The sequence below is a fragment of the Streptomyces sp. CB01373 genome, from assembly GCF_002803075.1.
Classification (GTDB): Bacteria; Actinomycetota; Actinomycetes; order Streptomycetales; family Streptomycetaceae; genus Streptomyces.
In genome coordinates this window covers 251,402-268,665 of sequence record NZ_NNBK01000003.1, presented here as the reverse complement: position 1 = coordinate 268,665, position 17,264 = coordinate 251,402, and the positions used below count along the sequence as shown (strand labels likewise).

Annotated in this window: 22 protein-coding genes and 1 pseudogene; 13 read left to right on the top strand and 10 right to left on the bottom strand. The window is 69.5% G+C overall.

The genetic code is table 11. The features are described 5' to 3' along the window. Nucleotides 1-27: 27 nt before the first annotated feature. Nucleotides 28-669, top strand: a complete 642-nt coding sequence (locus CG719_RS05995; protein WP_234375455.1) for a transposase — start codon at nucleotides 28-30, stop codon at nucleotides 667-669. Between the two features lie 284 nt (nucleotides 670-953). Next, a complete protein-coding gene (locus CG719_RS05990) occupies nucleotides 954-2,075 on the top strand; it encodes an IS630 family transposase (RefSeq protein ID WP_324838191.1) in 1,122 nt (373 codons plus the stop codon). A gap of 23 nt (nucleotides 2,076-2,098) precedes the next feature. Here the strand turns inward: CG719_RS05990 and CG719_RS05985 are convergent, their stop codons facing one another. The 4 genes from CG719_RS05985 to CG719_RS05970 all read right to left on the bottom strand — a co-directional run bounded on the left by CG719_RS05985 (nucleotide 2,099) and on the right by CG719_RS05970 (nucleotide 4,245). After that, the gene (locus CG719_RS05985) at nucleotides 2,099-2,419 is read right to left on the bottom strand and encodes a hypothetical protein (RefSeq protein WP_100567425.1); all 321 of its coding nucleotides are present in this window, start codon (nucleotides 2,417-2,419) and stop codon (nucleotides 2,099-2,101) included. A gap of 202 nt (nucleotides 2,420-2,621) precedes the next feature. Then, entirely contained in the window at nucleotides 2,622-3,002 is a 381-nt protein-coding gene (locus CG719_RS05980; RefSeq protein ID WP_100567424.1) for a hypothetical protein, read from the bottom strand. After that, a complete protein-coding gene (locus CG719_RS05975; RefSeq protein ID WP_100567423.1) occupies nucleotides 3,002-3,679 on the bottom strand; it encodes a hypothetical protein in 678 nt (225 codons plus the stop codon). The genes CG719_RS05980 and CG719_RS05975 overlap by 1 nt, the downstream gene beginning before the upstream one ends. Further along, nucleotides 3,670-4,245 carry an RNA polymerase sigma factor gene (locus CG719_RS05970; RefSeq protein ID WP_199836532.1) on the bottom strand — a complete coding sequence of 192 codons (576 nt, stop codon included), beginning with the start codon at nucleotides 4,243-4,245 and terminating at the stop codon, nucleotides 3,670-3,672. The genes CG719_RS05975 and CG719_RS05970 overlap by 10 nt, the downstream gene beginning before the upstream one ends. Nucleotides 4,246-4,400: 155 nt before the next feature. Between CG719_RS05970 and CG719_RS05965 the strand changes: the two genes are divergently transcribed. From CG719_RS05965 to CG719_RS05945, 7 genes and pseudogenes are all read left to right on the top strand, one after another. Beyond that, a complete protein-coding gene (locus CG719_RS05965; protein WP_100567607.1) occupies nucleotides 4,401-4,883 on the top strand; it encodes an Asp23/Gls24 family envelope stress response protein in 483 nt (160 codons plus the stop codon). Nucleotides 4,884-4,960: 77 nt separating this feature from the next. Next, nucleotides 4,961-5,128 (top strand): hypothetical protein, encoded by a 168-nt coding sequence (locus CG719_RS35760; protein WP_199836531.1) that lies wholly within the window; start codon nucleotides 4,961-4,963, stop codon nucleotides 5,126-5,128. Nucleotides 5,129-5,235: 107 nt separating this feature from the next. Beyond that, on the top strand, nucleotides 5,236-5,535 hold the full coding sequence (locus CG719_RS05960) for an Asp23/Gls24 family envelope stress response protein (protein WP_234375454.1): 300 nt from the start codon (nucleotides 5,236-5,238) through the stop codon (nucleotides 5,533-5,535). 111 nt (nucleotides 5,536-5,646) lie between these two features. Beyond that, on the top strand, nucleotides 5,647-6,294 hold the full coding sequence (locus CG719_RS05955; RefSeq protein ID WP_234375453.1) for a DUF6286 domain-containing protein: 648 nt from the start codon (nucleotides 5,647-5,649) through the stop codon (nucleotides 6,292-6,294). A gap of 28 nt (nucleotides 6,295-6,322) precedes the next feature. Beyond that, nucleotides 6,323-6,931, top strand: a complete 609-nt coding sequence (locus CG719_RS05950) for an alkaline shock response membrane anchor protein AmaP (protein WP_100567420.1) — start codon at nucleotides 6,323-6,325, stop codon at nucleotides 6,929-6,931. An 88-nt stretch (nucleotides 6,932-7,019) separates the two neighbouring features. After that, nucleotides 7,020-7,175: a DUF6131 family protein gene (locus tag CG719_RS35755; protein WP_199836530.1), complete on the top strand. Its 156-nt coding sequence runs from the start codon at nucleotides 7,020-7,022 to the stop codon at nucleotides 7,173-7,175. A gap of 123 nt (nucleotides 7,176-7,298) precedes the next feature. Further along, nucleotides 7,299-7,847, top strand: a pseudogene (locus tag CG719_RS05945) (GNAT family N-acetyltransferase); the annotation flags it as partial. 660 nt (nucleotides 7,848-8,507) lie between these two features. Here CG719_RS05945 and CG719_RS05940 read toward each other — a convergent pair. Together CG719_RS05940 and CG719_RS05935 are read right to left on the bottom strand one after the other, a co-directional pair. Beyond that, a complete protein-coding gene (locus tag CG719_RS05940) occupies nucleotides 8,508-9,743 on the bottom strand; it encodes an SPFH domain-containing protein (protein ID WP_234375451.1) in 1,236 nt (411 codons plus the stop codon). Further along, the gene (locus CG719_RS05935; RefSeq protein WP_100567418.1) at nucleotides 9,740-9,967 is read right to left on the bottom strand and encodes a hypothetical protein; all 228 of its coding nucleotides are present in this window, start codon (nucleotides 9,965-9,967) and stop codon (nucleotides 9,740-9,742) included. The genes CG719_RS05940 and CG719_RS05935 overlap by 4 nt, the downstream gene beginning before the upstream one ends. 683 nt (nucleotides 9,968-10,650) lie before the next feature. Here CG719_RS05935 and CG719_RS05930 point away from each other — a divergent pair. The 3 genes from CG719_RS05930 (at nucleotide 10,651) to CG719_RS05925 (ending at nucleotide 14,568) form a co-directional block, all read left to right on the top strand. Continuing rightward, the gene (locus CG719_RS05930) at nucleotides 10,651-12,888 is read left to right on the top strand and encodes an APC family permease (protein WP_199836529.1); all 2,238 of its coding nucleotides are present in this window, start codon (nucleotides 10,651-10,653) and stop codon (nucleotides 12,886-12,888) included. A gap of 173 nt (nucleotides 12,889-13,061) precedes the next feature. Further along, on the top strand, nucleotides 13,062-13,220 hold the full coding sequence (locus CG719_RS35325) for a hypothetical protein (RefSeq protein ID WP_159024828.1): 159 nt from the start codon (nucleotides 13,062-13,064) through the stop codon (nucleotides 13,218-13,220). Nucleotides 13,221-13,299: 79 nt separating this feature from the next. After that, on the top strand, nucleotides 13,300-14,568 hold the full coding sequence (locus tag CG719_RS05925) for an ATP-binding protein (protein WP_100567417.1): 1,269 nt from the start codon (nucleotides 13,300-13,302) through the stop codon (nucleotides 14,566-14,568). 64 nt (nucleotides 14,569-14,632) lie between these two features. Here CG719_RS05925 and CG719_RS05920 read toward each other — a convergent pair whose 3' ends face one another. From CG719_RS05920 to CG719_RS05905, 4 genes are all read right to left on the bottom strand, one after another. Beyond that, entirely contained in the window at nucleotides 14,633-14,977 is a 345-nt protein-coding gene (locus CG719_RS05920) for a DUF5994 family protein (protein ID WP_267895334.1), read from the bottom strand. Further along, nucleotides 14,974-15,246: a hypothetical protein gene (locus CG719_RS05915; protein ID WP_100567416.1), complete on the bottom strand. Its 273-nt coding sequence runs from the start codon at nucleotides 15,244-15,246 to the stop codon at nucleotides 14,974-14,976. The genes CG719_RS05920 and CG719_RS05915 overlap by 4 nt, the downstream gene beginning before the upstream one ends. A gap of 143 nt (nucleotides 15,247-15,389) precedes the next feature. Next, nucleotides 15,390-15,599: a hypothetical protein gene (locus tag CG719_RS05910; RefSeq protein ID WP_100567415.1), complete on the bottom strand. Its 210-nt coding sequence runs from the start codon at nucleotides 15,597-15,599 to the stop codon at nucleotides 15,390-15,392. A gap of 7 nt (nucleotides 15,600-15,606) precedes the next feature. After that, entirely contained in the window at nucleotides 15,607-16,185 is a 579-nt protein-coding gene (locus tag CG719_RS05905) for a DUF5994 family protein (protein ID WP_100567414.1), read from the bottom strand. A gap of 182 nt (nucleotides 16,186-16,367) precedes the next feature. Here CG719_RS05905 and CG719_RS37075 point away from each other — a divergent pair, with 182 nt between their 5' ends. Then, nucleotides 16,368-16,694, top strand: coding sequence for a hydantoinase B/oxoprolinase family protein (locus CG719_RS37075; protein WP_267895326.1), 327 nt, complete (start codon nucleotides 16,368-16,370; stop codon nucleotides 16,692-16,694). Nucleotides 16,695-17,264: the final 570 nt, after the last annotated feature.

Sequence of the window (17,264 nt, the reverse complement as noted above, 5' to 3'; positions counted from 1 at the left end):
CCCGGGGTCGATCTCAGGCCCTGGCACGTGGGGGTCGAGCTGGAACGCTCGCAGGAAATCCGGGTAGCAGGACTGCAGGGCTTCGTCGGTGCGGCGCAGATACCAGCGGCACAGCCGGTTCAGCGCCTGGCGCCGTTCGGCGGCCCCGTCCTCCTCGACTCCTCGCTCGGCCGCGCCGACCGGGGCTTTTGCGGCCTCGACCTGTGGCGGGCCGCGAAAGCGGGCGGCGCGGATCTGCTGTGGCGGGTCCGCAGCGTCGTGGTGCTGCCGGTCCTGGAAACCCTCGCCGACGGCTCCTACCTGTCGGAGATCGTCGCCGCGCGGGACAACTATCGGCGCGCGGACCCCGAGCGGGTGCGGGTGATCGAGTACACTCTCGGCCCACGTGGTGGTGACGGCACCGTCTACCGGCTGATCACCACCCTCCTCGACCCCGACCAGGCACCGGCCGAGGAGCTTGCCGCCCTCTATGCCCAGCGGTGGGAGATCGGGAACACCCTGGACCACGCGCTGCGGGACCTGATGCACCAGGCCGCCCTCAAGGCCGGCCACGATCCCGACCGGATCTCCTTCACCCGCACTCTTCGCGTCGTCCGCCGGCACGTCACCGGGCAGGCGGCACTTTCCCCCCTCACGACTGGCCCGGTCCATCACCCAGAGCCTGCGTGAGATCACCGAACGACTGCTGCCCGCACGGCGGTTGCGCTCCAACCCCCGCGTGATCAAACGCAAGATGTCCAACTGGGCCCTCAAACGAGCCGAGCACCACAGCCCACCACGGCCAGACACCCCGACGATCCGGCTGGTCGGGCCAACCAGAGCCACTTCAACCAGCCGGAAAACAACCTAAATCACCGGCATTGGGCCTAGTGCTGTGACCGCATAGGTTCGCCGGGTTGATGGTCGTGGCGGTTGGATGTGCGGTGACGTCCGATCCGACTGCTGGAGGTGCGGTGGCCGAGCCTGTCCGTGTGCGCAGACTGACCGACCAGGAGGGGCAGAAGCTGCAGCAGATCGTGCGCCGGGGCAGCACCAGCTCGGTGCGCTACCGGCGGGCGATGATGCTGCTGGCCTCGGCCGGCGGGAACCGGGTGCCGGTGATCGCGAAGCTGGTCCAGGCCGACGAGGACACGGTGCGGGACGTGATCCACCGGTTCAACGAGATCGGCCTGGCCTGCCTGGACCCTCGATGGGCGGGAGGCCGTCCCCGCCGACTCAGCCCTGACGAGGAAGACTTCGTCGCGGCGACGGCCACCACCCGCCCGACCAAGCTCGGCCAGCCCTTCACCCGCTGGTCCCTGCGCAAGCTCGCCGCCTACCTGCGGAAAGTGCACGGCCGGATGACCCTCATCGGCCGCGAGGCGTTACGCGGCCTGCTCGCCCGCCGCGGCATCACCTTCCAGCGAACCAAGACGTGGAAGGAGTCCCCCGACCCCGAACGCGACGCCAAGCTCGACCGGATCGAGGAGGTCCTGGACCGCTTCCCGGACCGGGTCTTCGCGTTCGACGAGTTCGGACCGCTCGGGATCAGGCCCACCGCCGGCTCCGGCTGGGCCGCCCGCAATCGCCCCGACCGGCTGCCGGCCCCCTACCACCGCACCCATGGGGTGCGGTACTTCCACGACTGCTACTCGGTCGGCGACGACCGCCTGTGGGGCGTCAACCGCCGCAGAAAGGGGGCCGCCAACACGCTGGCCGCGCCGAAGTCAATCCGCGCAGCCCGGCCCGACGGCGCCCCCATCTACGTGATCCTGGACAACCTGTCCGCCCACAAGGGCACCGACATCCGCCGCCGGGCGAAGAAGAACAAGGTCGAGCTGTGCTTCACCCCGACCTACGCCTCGTGGGCGAACCCCATCGAGGCCCACTTCGGACCGCTGCGGCAGTTCACCATCGCCAACTCAAACCACCCCAACCACGTGGTCCAGACCCGGGCCCTGCACGCCTGCCTGCGCCGGCGCAACGCCAACGCCCGCCACCGCGACGTCCTGGCCGCCGAACGCAAGGAACGAGCCCGTATCCGAAGCGAGAAGGGCATCCGATGGGGCGGACGACCGCTCAAAGCCGCAGCCTGACGAGAGCAGCACGATCTCCGCAGTCAGAGCACCACGGACGCGTGCAATGCATCAAACATTTCACGAAGCTCGGTGGCATCGATCGGGTCGATTTCCATCTGCAAGTGACAGGCGCCGTCGTCCCCGTTGGGAGTCAGGCGCACGAAGAAGGCGTGGCCACCCTGGACAGGCTCGGCCTTCAGCGTCAGCGGATTGTTGCGGCCGGGAGTCACCGCCGCTGAGAAGCGGCGGCTCGACGGAGTGCGCAGATGGGAGAGCACCCGGGCAGCGAAGTCCTCGATCTCCCCGATGGTGAGGTAGGCGGTGAAGTCAGCTCTCAGCCACGAGCACCAATCGGCGGTCACCCGCCAGTCATCCCCGCCTTCATGAGCCAGCTCCAGCCAAGCATCATCGCTGCCGAGGCGTATCCGCGGTCTTTCCAACGTCCTGCCCTCTCCGCCCTGGAGCCGTGATCCTACAAAAAGCCCCCACCAACCCGGCGAACCTATGCGGTCACAGCACTAGACGCAGCGGTCTGGCCTCGTCGCCGGCCGTCGCGTGCGGCGCTCAGACTGTGTGGTCCCGGGCGGCGATGCGGGTGACCGTGACCGTGACCGTCACAGTGACCGCTACCGGGGCGTCGTGTGCGGCGAGGTAGGAGAGGACAGCGGCCCGTACCTGGTCGTGGACATCCCGGGCAGTGTCCACCACTCTGTGGCCTTCGGTCAGGACGCAGCGCACCTCGATGTGCCATCCCGAGCCGTCGGGCACCCGGTCGATGCGGACACCTGCCTCGGGGGCATGTTGAGCTGCTGTCTCCGGCCAGGCGGGCGAGGCCGCTGCCGCGAGGCGGTGGGCGAGGCGGGGTTGCAGGCCGGCCACGCCGGGAACCGCGAGAGCCGCTGCGGCCGCGACGCCGAGGGGAGGCGGCGTTCCGGTGGCAGCCATCAGACACCACCGCCTGTGGTCTGGCCGGAGCCCGCAGGGCCGAGGGGCAAGGGCGGCTCCAGTACGTCGACCACGATGATGTCGACGGCCGTCACGTCCATCCCCAGGGCTTGTACGGCGGCATCGATGATCGACCCGCGCACTTGATCAACCCTGTCGGGCAGCGGACGGTCGAGGGCGGCGGCCAGGGTCATGGTCACCTGCACGCCGGTGCCACCTGCGGGCACGAGCCGGCAGGATACGGCCCTCGCCCCGGGGACCGTATCCGCAGCATGCCGCAGCACTTTCGCCGCGGCGCTCTCGGCGATCAGCAGATCCAGCATCGTGTCGGCCAGTGGCAGCAACCGTCCCAACCGGACCTCGGCCCTGACGATGCTCATGACGCGGTCAACCAGTGCCTGGAGGCCGGGAGGGTCCTTGGCACGCAGCGCCCGCGTGGCCGCGTTCAGCCTGGCCAGCCCCTCGACGGCCTCGCGGCACTGGGGACATGACATGGTGTGCGGATCCGCAGTCGGCGTCGCGTCCTGTGCCTGTTCCCAGACCTGGCTGAGCAGGCGGCCGCAGGTCAGTACCTCGTCACCTGCGAGCGGAGCCGCGTCATCGATGGCCGGGTGGTCGGGAGGCCCGTCGTCTCCGGGCGGTTCGGAAGGCTGCGCGTGCGGGTCGTCTAGCGCCATGGGGCCATCGCCTCCATCAGGGACCGGCGTGCCCTGTACAGTCTGCCGCGCACCGTTTGCTCACTGGTCTGTGTCACGACAGCGATCTCCTTGTAGGGCAGGCCCTGCAGCTCCCGCAGGATCCAGCAGACACGCTGTCCGGCGTCCAGCTCGCCGAGCGCGCACGTCAGGGCGGCCGTCTCTGCGTCCTCCTCCGCGGCTCGGGCGGGCGAACTCCACTCGTCGCCCGTCGCGGGTTCGGCGACGGCGTCCAGTGGAAGGGGTGGCGGTCGGTGGCGTCGCGAGTTCAGGCAACGGTTGACGGTGATGCGGTACATCCAGGTGGGGAACTCCGCATCGTGGCGGTATTCCGGCAGTCGCCGCCAGGCGCTGACAAAGGCGTCCTGAACGGCCTCCTCAGCGTCCTGGGCGTTACCGAGCATGCAGCAGGCCAGGCCGAGCAGAGGACGGCTGTGCCGCCGGACGAGAAGAGCGAAGGCGTCCTCGTCCCCCTCGGCAGCCCACACAGCCAGCAGCCCATCCGGCAGGTCGCCTCCCAGAGGTGAAGAACCGGTCCGTTCGATCATGCCGCTCCTGCTCCTGGTTCAGCACGAACGCGTACCCACCTCCCTGAATGTGATGCACGTCACATCGAAAGCCTGTGAGAAGTCCGCCGCCCCGCATGTCCAACCTTTCGACGGGCACCACGCCGGTGTCCGACCGACCGATCGAGGCGACCGCCATGACGGACAACATCACCAGCGTCGGGGCGGACCGCCGACCCGACGCGGGCGTGAGCGCGCTGAAGGGCCGTACCGGAGCCGGAGCTCCGGCCGAGACACGGGGGAAGACCACCATCGCGGACGGCGTGGTTGCAAAGATCGCGGGCATGGCCGCCCGCGAGGTACCGGGCATCCACAACCTCGGGGCGGGCATGGCCCGTGCCTTCGGCGCCATGCGGGAGCGCGTCCCCGGCGGAGGCGGCAGCGTCACACAAGGGGTGAAGGTCGAGGTCGGCGAGCGGCAGGCCGCCGTGGACCTGGACGTCGTCGTCGAGTACGGCGTCTCCATCGTCGACGTCGCGGGCTACGTGCGCACCAACGTGATCAGCGCGGTGGAGCGGATGACGGGCCTGGAGGTCGTCGAGGTGAACATCGTCGTCGACGACGTCCACCTTCCCGACGAGGAGGAAGAGTCCGAACCGAACGAGGGCCGCGTGAGGTGATCCGCCGTGACCACCGCCGCGTCCCGGCATAAGCGGCTGATCACGCGGATGACGCTCGCGAGACGGGTGAGTGCATCATGAACACAGCGACCACGGGCCTCGCGGCCGGAATGGCCCTGGGCTTCGCCGGTTACTTCGGCGGCTTCTGGGCATTTCTGCTGGTTCTGGTCCTGGGGGCGGCGGGGCTGATCGTCGGTCTCGTCGCGCAGGGCGACCTCGACCTCCGTGCACGGAGGCGGCGGTGAGGACCCGGCCCGGCTCCCCACCTCCCGGCGAAGGATCCGGCTCATCGGCGCGGGCCGCAGGCCTGCCGCCTCCGGCCGAGCGGGGTGCCACCGTCATCCAGGACAGGGTGGTTGCCCGCATCGCCACCCAGGCCGCACGCACGGCCCAGTCCCGGCGCGTCGCCCTCCCGCCCGACCCGAGCGGATCGGCGGCACCCAGCGCCTCCGCCGAAGTCCGGAGCGGATCGGTGCGCCTGCACCTGACCATAGAGCTGCCCTACCCCACCGACATCCCCCATGTCTGCAAGCGGATCCAGCAGGACGTCGCCGAACGGGTGGCTGAGCTGACCGGCTTGCGGGTGGGAGAGGTCACCCTCACCGTCCGACGTCTGGTGGCCTCCGGCGCGAACCGGGGGCGGGTCCTGTGAGCAGCCACCCGACCCGCACCGCCGGCCCACCACGCAGGAAGGAGGACCGGAATGACACCCGACCCGGCCCCTCCCGCCCGTGACTCCGCGCCACCCCCGCGCCGTGCAGCGGTGCCGCTGACAAAGGAGCCCGAGGAGTCGAGGGAGCCCGCAGAGCCCGGTCCACCCGAACACCACACGCCCCCGCCGAACCCGGCGGCCGACGAACGCGACAGAGGGCACCGGACCCATCGCCCGTGGTCCGCGCGCCGCATTCCGGCCGCGCTGGTCGCCTCGGTGATCCTCGTGGCGGCGGTCGCGGCGCTGGTCGACGTCGTCGCCGTACGGGCGGGACGCCCCGCGGCAGCCTGGCGACGGCACCTGACCGACGCACTGGCCACCCGCCCCGTGGACGACGTGTGGATGCTCACGGGAGCCGCCGTGGCCGCCGCCGTCGGCGTCTGGCTGATCGTCCTGGCCCTCACCCCCGGCCTACGCCACTGGCTGCCCCTGCGCTCCCCCGCGCCCGGGCTGCGCGCCTTCCTGGACCGCGATGGCACCGCCGCTCTGCTGCGCGACGCCGCCATGCGAGTAGCCGGGGTCAGCAAGGCTCGCATCCGTGTACGCCGCCGCCGCGTCAAAGCCCGCGCGGACGTCCGCTTCCGCGACCCTCAACAGGTGAAGGACGACCTCACCGCCGTCCTCGACGAGGAGCGCGACCGGCACGCCCTCGCCCGCCCTCCCCGCATCGTCGTACGGGTGCGGCAACGCACCAACTGACCGGAGAACCCAGACCCGGAGCCACACCATGACGCCGCGACCCGTACTCAACCGCAGCCTCCTGGCCCTCGCCGGACTGATCCTGCTCGGCGGCGGCCTGCTGATCCTCTTCGCCGGGTTCGACGTCTACCGGCGACACAATCTGGTCCCGCCTGTCGGCTGGCCCCTGACCACCCCGGACGACGTCCTGCTCGGTTCCGCCGACCGGGCTCGCTGGAGCAGCCAGGGCTGGTGGTGGTGGCCCGCCGTCATCGCCGCCCTCGCCCTCGTCGCCCTGCTCGCCCTGGGGTGGCTGCTCGCCCAACTGCGCCGACGCCGCCCCGGAGCGCTGTCCGTCGGCGGCACACTCCCGCACGAAGGCGTCGAACTGCGCGACCGAGCGCTCAGCGACGCGATCGCCGCCGAAGCCGGTGCCCTGCCGGGGGTTGAGCATGCGGCCGTACGCATCACTGGCCGGCCTGCCGATCCCCGCACCCGTGTCAGGCTCACCCTCACCCCTCAGAGGGCACCCGGCGCGGTCCTCGATGCCCTCTGCGAAGGCCCGCTCCGAACCGCCCACCGGTCCACTGGCTTCCCTGACATGCCCACCGAGGTCCGCCTACAGGTCGCCCGCCACAAACCACACCGCGCTGAGTAAGGAGGAGACGAACCATTCCCGTGTCCACGCCCTTGTGGTCTTTCGCGGTCCACAGGGGGAACCGGCACTACTCTCCAAGGGAGAAATCGTGATCATCCTGGGCATCATTCTGCTCGTCGTCGGCTTCGTCACCGGGATATCCATCCTGTGGACCATCGGGATCATCCTGGCGGTCGTCGGAGCCATCCTGTGGGTCCTCGGCGCAATGGGGCACGCCGTCGCAGGACGACGCCACTACTGGTGAACCCCGTCCGCGGCGGTCCGGGCTGAAACCTGTCCTGGTCCGACGCCGGACACCCACCGCTGCTCCCCCGCACCTCCGACGCGCGCGCCACCCCCTCACAGAACGCGACATCCTGCAGCACCAGGCTTCGGACGTTCCACCGCACCGAGCACCGAACAGCTCGTCGGAATGGTCACAATCGAGCCGGACTCGGCCCGAGGCGGCACGGAGGTCTGGTACACGTTTCTACCGGAGTGGTGGGGGCGGGGCCTGGGCCGAGAAGCTGTCGCTGCCGCGGTGGAATGGGCTCGAGATCCGACTCTCTCCGGTTGCCGTTGGCGTGTGCTCAGCGCTTTCTGGAAGAGCGGGTGGAGCGGCCCGCTCTTCCAGGAGGAGCGCACCATGGCGCAAGTAAGTCGGGCAACGATCAGCGCTGAGCAGTTCAGCCGAGTGTGTGACGAGGTCAGGAGCACGGCGGCGCCCGAGAAGGATGCTCAGTCCATCCGGGACTGCGCTCTGCGCATCGTGCAGACCCTGGGCCTGGCGCTGTCCACGGATGACCTGAGCAGGCTCCTCACCGAACTCATGGCCCCTAGGGTGGCCACACCCCCGGGGAGCCCTCGGTACACCCGAGAGGCCATCCTGGACATGCCTGACGAACAGCCAGGAGAAAATGAAGGCCCGGTCAGGTAGACCGGGCCGTCGGCTTGATGCCGCTGCGAACGCAGTACGCGGACGATCTACTCAAGCTCGGCCTGCTGGGCGAGGCCCAGCAGCTCTTCGACCCTGAGCGTTAGGCCTGCCCGGCCCGCCTGAAGCGTCTGCCCCCCGGCCGCCGCGGGCGGGCAGCGCAGTCACGACCTGACCGACGCTGACGGAGCACCGACCCTAGGGGCGGCGGACCTCGGCAGCCAGGCCGAGGGCAACCGCGTGAATGTTGCGGCCGCGATCCGGGCGGCCAAGGCCCGTCTCAAAGAGATCACCAACTACATCGAGGACCTGGACGAGTGACTGGCCGCGCTCAAACTGCAGGCCGAAGAGGTGGGGCGATTCTTGAGGAGCGGGCTGCCCCGCGTTGGACGAAGGCAACTTCGCCCTCGGTATCGCCGTTCCTCGCCGCCCGCGACGGCCTCCACCGTCGGCGGGAGCAAGCCCTTCGCCTCATCGACCAGGCGGAAAGCACCGCAAAGCTCCAGGAGGGACTCGCCGAGCGCACCGCCGCGGCGGAGCGGCGCGAGGCGCAGATCGCCCGCTTGAAGGAGAAACTCGCACAGCTCGGTGACGCACGCGGCTGTGGTCCGGTTCGGTCGGTGTTGGGCGACCTTCGCGCACGCTGCCGTGGGGTTGTGCCGTTCATGCCTTTTCGGTGGGCCGAGGCCGGTCTCCGTTCACGCCGGGTGGCATCGTCGTCGACCTCTTGAGCGCGTCGAGGATCGCCATTCCCTGGCCGACGATCCCCGATGCCACCTCGCTGACCCCCGTCGCGCCGTTCAGGACGGTGAGGGTGGCGCCCGAGAGACCGCGTGCCGCAGCGTCTGCGAGGGCGGGCAGGTTTTCCACGACACGGTTGGCCGCGATCAGTTCCTGGTTTCCGTCCCTGAGAGAGGCGGCGCGGGCGTTGTTGGCGTCGGCCTGTGCCTGCGCGATGGTCCGCTCGGTGTAGGCGGCGCCGTCCGCTTCGAACTTGGCCTGATCGCGGTGGGCTTCGGCGAGGGTGCGCTGACGGTAGGCCTCCGCGTCGGCGGGGCGCCGCACCTCCGCTTCCAGCCGCTGCGCAGCTAGTTCTGCCTGGCGCCGGGCCAGGGCGGTCTGCTCCTCTGTGACCTCCTGGGTGGCCCTCGCCTGGGCGAGCGGGCCGGCTTGCGCGGCGCGGGCGTTGGACTGCTCGGTCTCGGCGAGGAAGCCCGCACGCTTGATGGCGGTGTCCCGTTCGTACTCGGCTTTCAGCGCCGCGGCCTGCTGTTCGCGTTCGGCGGCTTCCTGGTCGGCCTTGGCCTGCGCGATGCGTGCCTGACTGGCGACGGCGGCGGCGTGCGGGGCGGCCAGGTTGTCGATGTACCCGGAGACGTCCTCGATCTCCTGTATCTGCAAGGCGTCGACGACGATGCCCAGCTTCTCCATCTCGGTGTGGCTCGCTTCCTTGACCTCCTGCGCGACGCGATCACGTTCGCGGATGATCTGTTCGACCGTCAGCCCGCCGATGATGGAGCGCAGGTGTCCGGCGAAGATCCGGCCCACGAGTTCCTCCATGGCGTTCTGTTCCGCCAGGAAACGGCGGGCCGCGTTGGCTATGGACGCGGGGTCGTCACCCACTTTGAACACTGCGACGGCGCGGGCCCTGAGGCGAATGCCCTGCTGGGTCACGCAGTCCTCGGTGATCTCGGCCTCGCGCAGCGCGAGGGACAGCAAGCGGGCCTTCTGTTTGACGGGGAAGACGAAGCTTCCGTGTCCGGTGACGATCCGGAATTGCGTGTCCTCCACCCGGCGTTTCGACCCGGAAATAAGCATTGCCTGGTCGGGGGCGGGAACGTGCCAGAAAAGCATGGAATTCTCCTGTCGGGGTCGTGATTCACCGGAAACGTGATTCACGGGTCGGGAAATTGCTCCACGACCACGGAGCGGGCCGAGGTGCGGTCCACGACAATGACGCGCTCATGCTTGGGTATGGGATGCCGCGACCACGCGGCGAATGCCTCGGTCCCGCCGCGTACCGCCACGAGCACTTCCCCCGGCCCGTCCGGAGGGATGGACACGGTCACCCGGCCGATCGCCCCCACAGGGCTCTGGTCTTCGTCGTCTTCTCGGTCGGTCATCCGGTCCCTCCTGCGGCCCGGCCGTCCCTACGGCTTCGCGTTGCAGGTCAGGGCCCGCACCGCCCTCGTACTCCCAAGATGTCGTACGCGTCCTGTACGGCGGTCAGCAACCGTGGTTCACGGACCGGATCTCCCGCTTGACGCCACTACACGCCGTCCGGTCGTCGCTTGTCCGTGCAGCGTGGCACCAAGGCCCAGATCAGGCGGTGGTACGGCCGTCTCCCATGCACAGCGCCCGGTTGTTTCCACGGGATGCGGGCGTATGGAAAAGGTCGTTCATGGCGCAAACCTTCATCCGGGCGCTACGTGCGGGCACCCTGCCTCTTGTTCCACGACGACCACGCCAACATGGCACTGACGTGCGGAATGCCCTCGATGTTTCCAGCGTACTACCGGCGAAAGGGGCCACCCGTGGGACGGCCGGCCCCTTTCGCCGGGGAAAACTGGCGGGTCGCTCCGAAAGGGGCGGCCATGGCCCTGTCCGGCACCACCGCCCCAGAAAACGACACGCCACACGGCCCACCCCTTTGAACGCAGGTCGTGGAAGGCAGGGCTGCGGGCGCGGGAGCAGCACTCCCGCGCCGCGGCACGTGCCGCGGATTCACCTCGACGGAGACAGTCGCACACGACGGACCGGCATGTCATCACCGCTTGAGGAGCGCTGATCAACCACACTGCGCGGCGTGACGGATACACACGGTAGTCGAGGCGGGGAGTCAACGGGGCCGCCCGGACCTGCCGCGCAACTGGCCGAACTGGACGAGGAACAGCTGCGCGTCCTGCGCCGGGTGGGCCGTGCCTGGGGCCAGGTGTCGGCGTCTCCCGAGACTTGGCGTCGCGCCCTGCCCGTCGACCCCGACCTGGGCGCGTTCCCCCCGGCGGCACAGCTCCGGCCGGCCCGGTTCGGGCGCCTGGTTCCCCTTTCGCCCTTGGGGGCGTCTTCGCCGGGCGAGCAGGTCGACACAGAGGAACCGCCCAGTGGTCGGCTGGGTCGTGCCGAGGAGTGGGCGCGGCGACTCGTCCTGGGGGTGCCGCTGAGGAGTTCCGCCCTGGTGTCCGAGCGGATGCGCAAGCTCGTGGCTCTGCCCGTGCTGTCGGCCGACGCGCTCTCCTCGGTCGCCTACGGGCCCGAGGCCATGCTCGCGGTCCTCGTGCTCGCGGGAACGGCCGGACTGGCGTACTCGTTCCCGGTCTCCGGCGCGATCGTGTTCCTCATGCTGGCGGTCGGGCTGTCGTACCGTCAGACCATCCGCGCCTACCCGCATGGCGGCGGCTCGTACATCGTGGCCGGCGACAACCTCGGACAGGTGGCCGGTCTGGTGGCCGCGGCGGGACTGATGACCGACTACGTCCTCACCGTCGCGGTGTCGATCGCCTCGGGCGTGGCGGCCATCACCTCGGCGATCCCGTCACTGGCCCCCGACACCGTGCCCATCGGCGTCGGGGTGATCGTGGTTCTCCTCGCCGGAAACCTGCGTGGCATCCGGCAGGCGGGCGCCCTCTTCGCCGCCCCCACCTACGCCTTCATCATCGCCATGTTCGCCCTCATCGTCTCGGGACTCGTCCACGCGGCAGGTCAGGACTTCCGGCCGCGTCCCGCCCCGGCGGTCACGGTCACCGAGAGCGCGGGACTCTTCCTGATCATGCGGGCGTTCTCGTCCGGCGCCACGGCGATGACCGGTATCGAGGCCATCTCCAACGCGGTACCGGCGTTCCAGCCCGTGGAGTGGCGCCAGGCCCGTACGACGCTCACCTGGATGGTGGGACTGCTCATCGCCATGTTCGCCGGCATCGTCGTCCTGACCCATCTCGCCGGCGTGGTGCCCAGTACCCGGGAGACGGTGCTCTCCCAACTGGCCCACCTCGGCTTCGGCTCCGGGTGGATGTACGTCTTCGTCCAGGCCGCCACCGCGGCCGTCCTCCTCCTCGCCGCGAACACGGCGTACAACGACTTCCCCCGCGTCCTGTCCCTCCTGGCCCGCGACGACTACGCGCCCCGGGTCTTCATGCGGCTGGGCGACCGGCTGGCCTACAGCAACGGAATCATCCTGCTCTCGGTGGCCGCCACCCTGGTCTACGTGGCGTTCGACGGGCAGACGGCGGCCCTGATCCCGTTGTACGCGGTCGGTGTCTTCCTCGCCTTCACACTTTCCCAGGCAGGCATGGTCGTGCACTGGTGGCGGCTGCGCGACCGGCACTGGCGCAAGAGCCTGCTCCTGAACGCCCTGGGCGGCCTCCTGTCGGCCGTCGTCTTCGTCACCGCGGGCATCAGCAAGTTCACGTCGGGTGCGTGGGTGGCGATCGTCGCCGTCGGACTGTTCCTGCTCGTGACGCTGCGGATCCGGCACCACTACGCCACCGTCCGGGCACGCCTGCGCCTGCGCCCGCACACCGTCGAACTGCCCGCGCACACCCCCGTGGGGCCGGGTACGGAGCCCGCCGTGCCGTACGCGGCCCCCGCCCCGCGACGGCACGCGGCGCGGCCGGAGACGAACGGGGAGAACGAGGAACTGCCCGGGGAGATCCGCCACCTCACCGTCGTCGCCCTCGCGACGCTCGACCTCGCGGGGATGCGGGCCCTCGCCTACGCGGCCTCTCTCCGCCAGCCCGTGCTCGCCCTCCACATCAGCCTCACCCCTCAGGAAGCCGAACGGGTACGCGCCTACTGGACGTTGTGGGGCGACCACCTCCCGCTGGAGATCGTGGTCTCCCCCTACCGGGCGACCGTGGCACCTCTCGTCCACTACATCGAGGCCCTGCACCGGCAGCACCCCGACCTCACCCTCACGGTGATCCTCCCCGAGATCATCACCCGGCACCGGCGCCACCAACTCCTCCACAGCCGCACCGCCCCACGCCTGCGCCGCGCCCTGCGATCCCTCCCCAAAATCGTCATCACCACCGTGCCCTTCCACGTGTAGCGCTCCTGCACGGACCCGAAAATCCCTTACGTGTCTCAGCAGCCCGTCAAGAGGTCCCGGCTGTCACCCGTCCCCCCAGGCCAACTGGCCGACTCGCCAACCAAGTTGGAAGAGGATCACGGCCTGGGATTGGGAACCGTCACAACTTCGGACCGCTTCGCTGATTCGGCCTCGTGACCTCCGAAGTGGCCCTCGGCCGCGGAGACCGGATCATGTGCCTCACCGACGGACTGATCGAGGAGAACGAAGTCGAACGTACGGCGCAGGAGGTCCGGGCGGTGGTCCGCTCCCTTGCGACGCTCCCGCCGGTCGAGTGGCGCGGCACCGGTTGACCGGGGATTCGAGCCGACCGTGCGCGTACGTCGGGCAGCGGCGGATGATGGGAGTACGACCGAACACGCGGAGCTGATCATGACGGGTTGGCGTGTCAGGGACTACTCCCAGGACGACCTCGAGGCGGTGGTCCGCGTCGATGCGCAGAGCGGCACGACCGAAGAGCCGCCTCTCTTCCCGCTCTCGGACGCCGTGACGGCCCTCCAGGCCCTCCACCCGGCCGTGGTGGCCACGGCGGACGACGTGCTGATCGGCGCCGCGGTGAGCAGGGTGGAGGGCGACCGGGCTTGGATTCTGCGCATCTGCATGGCGCCCGGCTGGCGGCAGCGCGGGCTCGGCAGTGCCCTCATCACGGCCCTCGAGCAACGGCTCTTCGCCGACGGTGTCCGAGCGGTGCACGCCGTCCTGCCGGAGGGTGAGACGGGTGCCGCCGCTCTGCGGAACTGCGACTTCGCTGCCCGCTCGGGGCTGGTCTACTTCGAAAAGCGCGGGCCGGTGACCCCGCGGTCGGCCGGCACGCTGTCCTCGCTCGGAGCGGAGCTGCCGCCCGGGGGACTTTGGCAGAAGGTCGCGGGCATGCAGCGGGAGAAACAGCTCATCGAGCGGCGCCTGGTCCTGCCGCTGGCCCATCCCGGACTGGCCGCCCAGCACGGAGTGGAGCCGCCGCGAGCGGTGATGCTGTTCGGTCCGCCCGGGACCGGCAAAAGCACCTTCGCGCACGCGATCGCCAGCCGCCTGACATGGCCCTTCCTCGAACTGTTCCCCGCACGTCTGGCCGCCGAGTACGGCCTGGCGACCGGGCTGAACCGGCGCTTCGACGAGATCGCCCGGCTTGAGCACGTCCTGGTCTTCATCGACGAGGTCGAGGAGGTCGCCGGTGAACGCGGCGGCGCGGACGCGACCGCGGTCGGCGTCGTGAACGAACTGCTCAAGGCGATCGTCCGGTTCCGAAGTCAGGACGGGCGGCTGCTCGTCTGCGCCACGAACAACGTGACCACGCTCGACTCCGCGTTCCTGCGGCACGGCCGCTTCGACTACGTGCTACCGATCGGCCCTCCCGACCACACCGCCAGGACGGCCTTGTGGGAAAGCTACCTGGCCCGAGCGGGCGCGGACGCCGACAGCGCGGCACTAGCGTCCGCCAGCGAGGGATTCACCCCCGCCGACATCGCCCACGCGGCGCGCACCGTCTCCCAGGCCCAGTTCGAGCGCACCTTCGACACCGGAACCCGGACCGCTCCCACCACTGCCGACTACCTGGACACGATCCGCGACACCAAGCCCACGGTCAGCACCGCCATGGCACAGGAGTTCGCCCACCAGACGGAGAGGTTCGCCCGCATCTAGTGCCGCGGCAGGTGACGTTCGCCCCCTGGGTGACGCCCTCGTGCGTGTATGTGGCAACGAGGTGTCAGGTCGGCGGATGCGGCGTGTCGCTGGCGGTGTCGATGAGGATCTGTTCGGGCCCGGCGACGCTGTCGGCCCGGAGGGCCCTGGCCATCCGGCGCGTGCCGCGTCGGGCGGCGTGTCCGGTGGGACCACCAGCGAGGGAGAAATGGTCCCGATCGCCTCGGGTGCTGAGGACGGTGTCGTCACCGACCGGTAAGGAGTCGATATGCACGACTCGGTCGTCGACCAGCAGCCGGGTCGGCAGTCCCTCCCAGACACCGGCGTCCAGACCAAAACGGGTGACAAATCCGAGATGCTCGGCCAACACAGTGATCAGCGAAGGAAGGGAAGCTCGGAACCGACTCAGCCGCGCTCTTCCTCTTCTGTCTCCATCTGTTGGATTCCCTGGTGCGTCAGCGTGACCATCGCGGGTGTATTGCCCCTCGCCCAGTCGACGACGACCCAGCCTTCGCCCGCCAAATACGTACAGGCGGCAGCAAGATCCTGCTCAGGGATACCGAGGTCGTTGCGGAGCTTCGCCCCGTCGACACCCAGGAGGCGATTGCCCACGGTGGCTTGGTACAGAGCCCGCATGACCTTCTCGCGGTGCGTCTTCCGCTCGCGCAGTGTCGCCATGACGTTCCGTCCTCTTCCACTACCTGCCGGTGTGCGCGGTGTGGCCTCGGCGGCAGCGAAACAGACTGAGCGCGAGGCGGCGTGTCGGTGGGTGTGACGCGTCGGCGTCACACCCACCGCCCCCAGTCGGGCCAAGGCCGATGTCATCCGCGTTCTCCGTCGTGTCGAGGCGTGTCGGCGGTCCCGTCTGCCGCCGGCCGGCGGTGCCTCCGGGTCCGGCGGCCGATCCCCGGCAGGGCATCGCTGTAGCGGAAAGCAGTGATCCGTTCGTTGTGCTGAGCGTTGAGCCGGTGGATCAGAGCGACTCCGACGGCGATCACAAGGAGCAACACAGCCACGGCGATGACGGTCATGGCACTCTCACCTCCCCCGGCCGGAGGAGGACGGACGCCTCGCCCGGCCCACGTGCCGGGCCAGGGGCGACGGTGGCGCTGCCCCGCCATCGTTCTCCCACGTTTCTTCCCGGCTTCGGGCGTCGATACCGTCGCCGGTCGCGACCTCGTCCGCCATCAGCTCGCCGGGAGTACGAAGGCCGCCCACGGTAGCCGCGGCAGCCAGCAGCCGGGCGGCGGAAGCCGCACCGGTTTCCGGCGGAATCACCAACAGGTCCCAGCGGCCGACGGTGTAGGAAAGGAGGATCAGTTTGTGCGGATCCTGCTCGTCGGTGAACCATCCCACGCGCACGGTGTGCCCTGCGACGGGCACCTTGCGCGGGATGACGGGCCAGTGCGCCGGGTTCACCGTGACCCGCGTGATCCGGCCCCACAAGCTGTCCAGTGCGGCTGCCAGGGGCGGCAGCTCACGGGTAAGGTCACGCGAGCGGGGCCACCACGCGCCGTCCAGCCAGCCCGGAGCCCGGCTTGCCGGTGTCAGGGACAGGCGGGCCGGCGGCGAGGGTGGGCGCTCACTCGACATCGTACGGTCGATGATCACAGTCATGGCGCGGACCTGCCCCCCGGGCTCGTCTGCGACAGCCCGGCGTTATTGATCACCGGGAACGACACCCGCATGGGAATCCGTGTGCGAGGAACTCCCGGCCTTGTCACTCTACTCCGCTCTCTGGCTCAAGAATGTGCGCATGACCAGGTATTTTCTCGCCTTCGACGGTCGCGCCCGCCCCAGTGAACGGTGGCCAACCTCGCCGGAAGGCCGCCGATGCCTGTCGAGTCGCGGGCGTCGGGCAACGTCGACCAAGCGGGCCAGTACGCAGCGGACGCGAGCTGGCCTTCGCCTCGTGGTCGCCCAAGGCCACCGAGGTGTGGCAGGAGGGGCTGCGCATCCCGGCCGTCAAACTGGTCGACGGCGGTGAACTGCGTGAGGACGTAATCGAGATGATCCTCACGGCGTCGCGCCTTCCGGACGGGGTGGGCCTCGACATCCGGGCGAAGCTTCGTCGTCTCAGACACGTCTCACGGACGGCGCGGGCCCCCGGGACTACGCAGCCCTGAGCTGCAACTTTGCTCACAGTCTGGACCGGCTGGACACTTCTGGACGGTCTCTACAACCTGTGCCATGTCGTACCGCAGGACTCGCACGCCAACACCACAGATCACGGACCAAGATCCGGACCAGGCGCGGACCAACTCGGCTCAGCACCAGACGATTCCATCCTCTGCCGCAGGTCAGAGGCGACGGTGAGCGTGTACCACCAGCGGACGAAGAACCTTTTGGTGTCGTACTCGCCGAAGAAGCTCGGCTTCTTCTAGGCACAGAAAAAGGGCGCCTGACCAGGGCATATACCCGTCAGGCGCCCTTCTCGGCGCACACCTGAGCAGCAGGGCTTCGACGTAGTCGGCGGGCGTCCGTTTCGCGACCACTTGCGGTGAAGGGAGCGCGAGCGGACGGTTCCTGTCTCATGTCCATTGCGCCTCGGTGGCCTGCGTCTCCGCGCACCGTCGGGCGGAGCCGGCCGACGGTGCCGGGAGATGACCCCTGCGTGGCTGAAGAGACAGGTGCAGATGCGGACGACGCTCGTGCATGGGATGAGCGGCTGGGCTGGGCGTTCGGGCTGATAGCAG

Bases quoted from the DNA above. Each gene is read 5' to 3' on its own strand.
- CG719_RS05980 (WP_100567424.1), bottom strand. From the start codon at position 3,002: ATGGCTGCCACCGGAACGCCGCCTCCCCTCGGCGTCGCGGCCGCAGCG.
- CG719_RS05975 (WP_100567423.1), bottom strand. From the start codon at position 3,679: ATGGCGCTAGACGACCCGCACGCGCAGCCTTCCGAACCGCCCGGAGAC.
- CG719_RS05970 (WP_199836532.1), bottom strand. From the start codon at position 4,245: ATGATCGAACGGACCGGTTCTTCACCTCTGGGAGGCGACCTGCCGGAT.
- CG719_RS05965 (WP_100567607.1), top strand. From the start codon at position 4,401: ATGACGGACAACATCACCAGCGTCGGGGCGGACCGCCGACCCGACGCG.
- CG719_RS35760 (WP_199836531.1), top strand. From the start codon at position 4,961: ATGAACACAGCGACCACGGGCCTCGCGGCCGGAATGGCCCTGGGCTTC.
- CG719_RS05950 (WP_100567420.1), top strand. From the start codon at position 6,323: ATGACGCCGCGACCCGTACTCAACCGCAGCCTCCTGGCCCTCGCCGGA.
- CG719_RS05935 (WP_100567418.1), bottom strand. From the start codon at position 9,967: ATGACCGACCGAGAAGACGACGAAGACCAGAGCCCTGTGGGGGCGATC.
- CG719_RS05925 (WP_100567417.1), top strand. From the start codon at position 13,300: ATGACGGGTTGGCGTGTCAGGGACTACTCCCAGGACGACCTCGAGGCG.
- CG719_RS05915 (WP_100567416.1), bottom strand. From the start codon at position 15,246: ATGGCGACACTGCGCGAGCGGAAGACGCACCGCGAGAAGGTCATGCGG.
- CG719_RS05910 (WP_100567415.1), bottom strand. From the start codon at position 15,599: ATGACCGTCATCGCCGTGGCTGTGTTGCTCCTTGTGATCGCCGTCGGA.
- CG719_RS05905 (WP_100567414.1), bottom strand. From the start codon at position 16,185: ATGACTGTGATCATCGACCGTACGATGTCGAGTGAGCGCCCACCCTCG.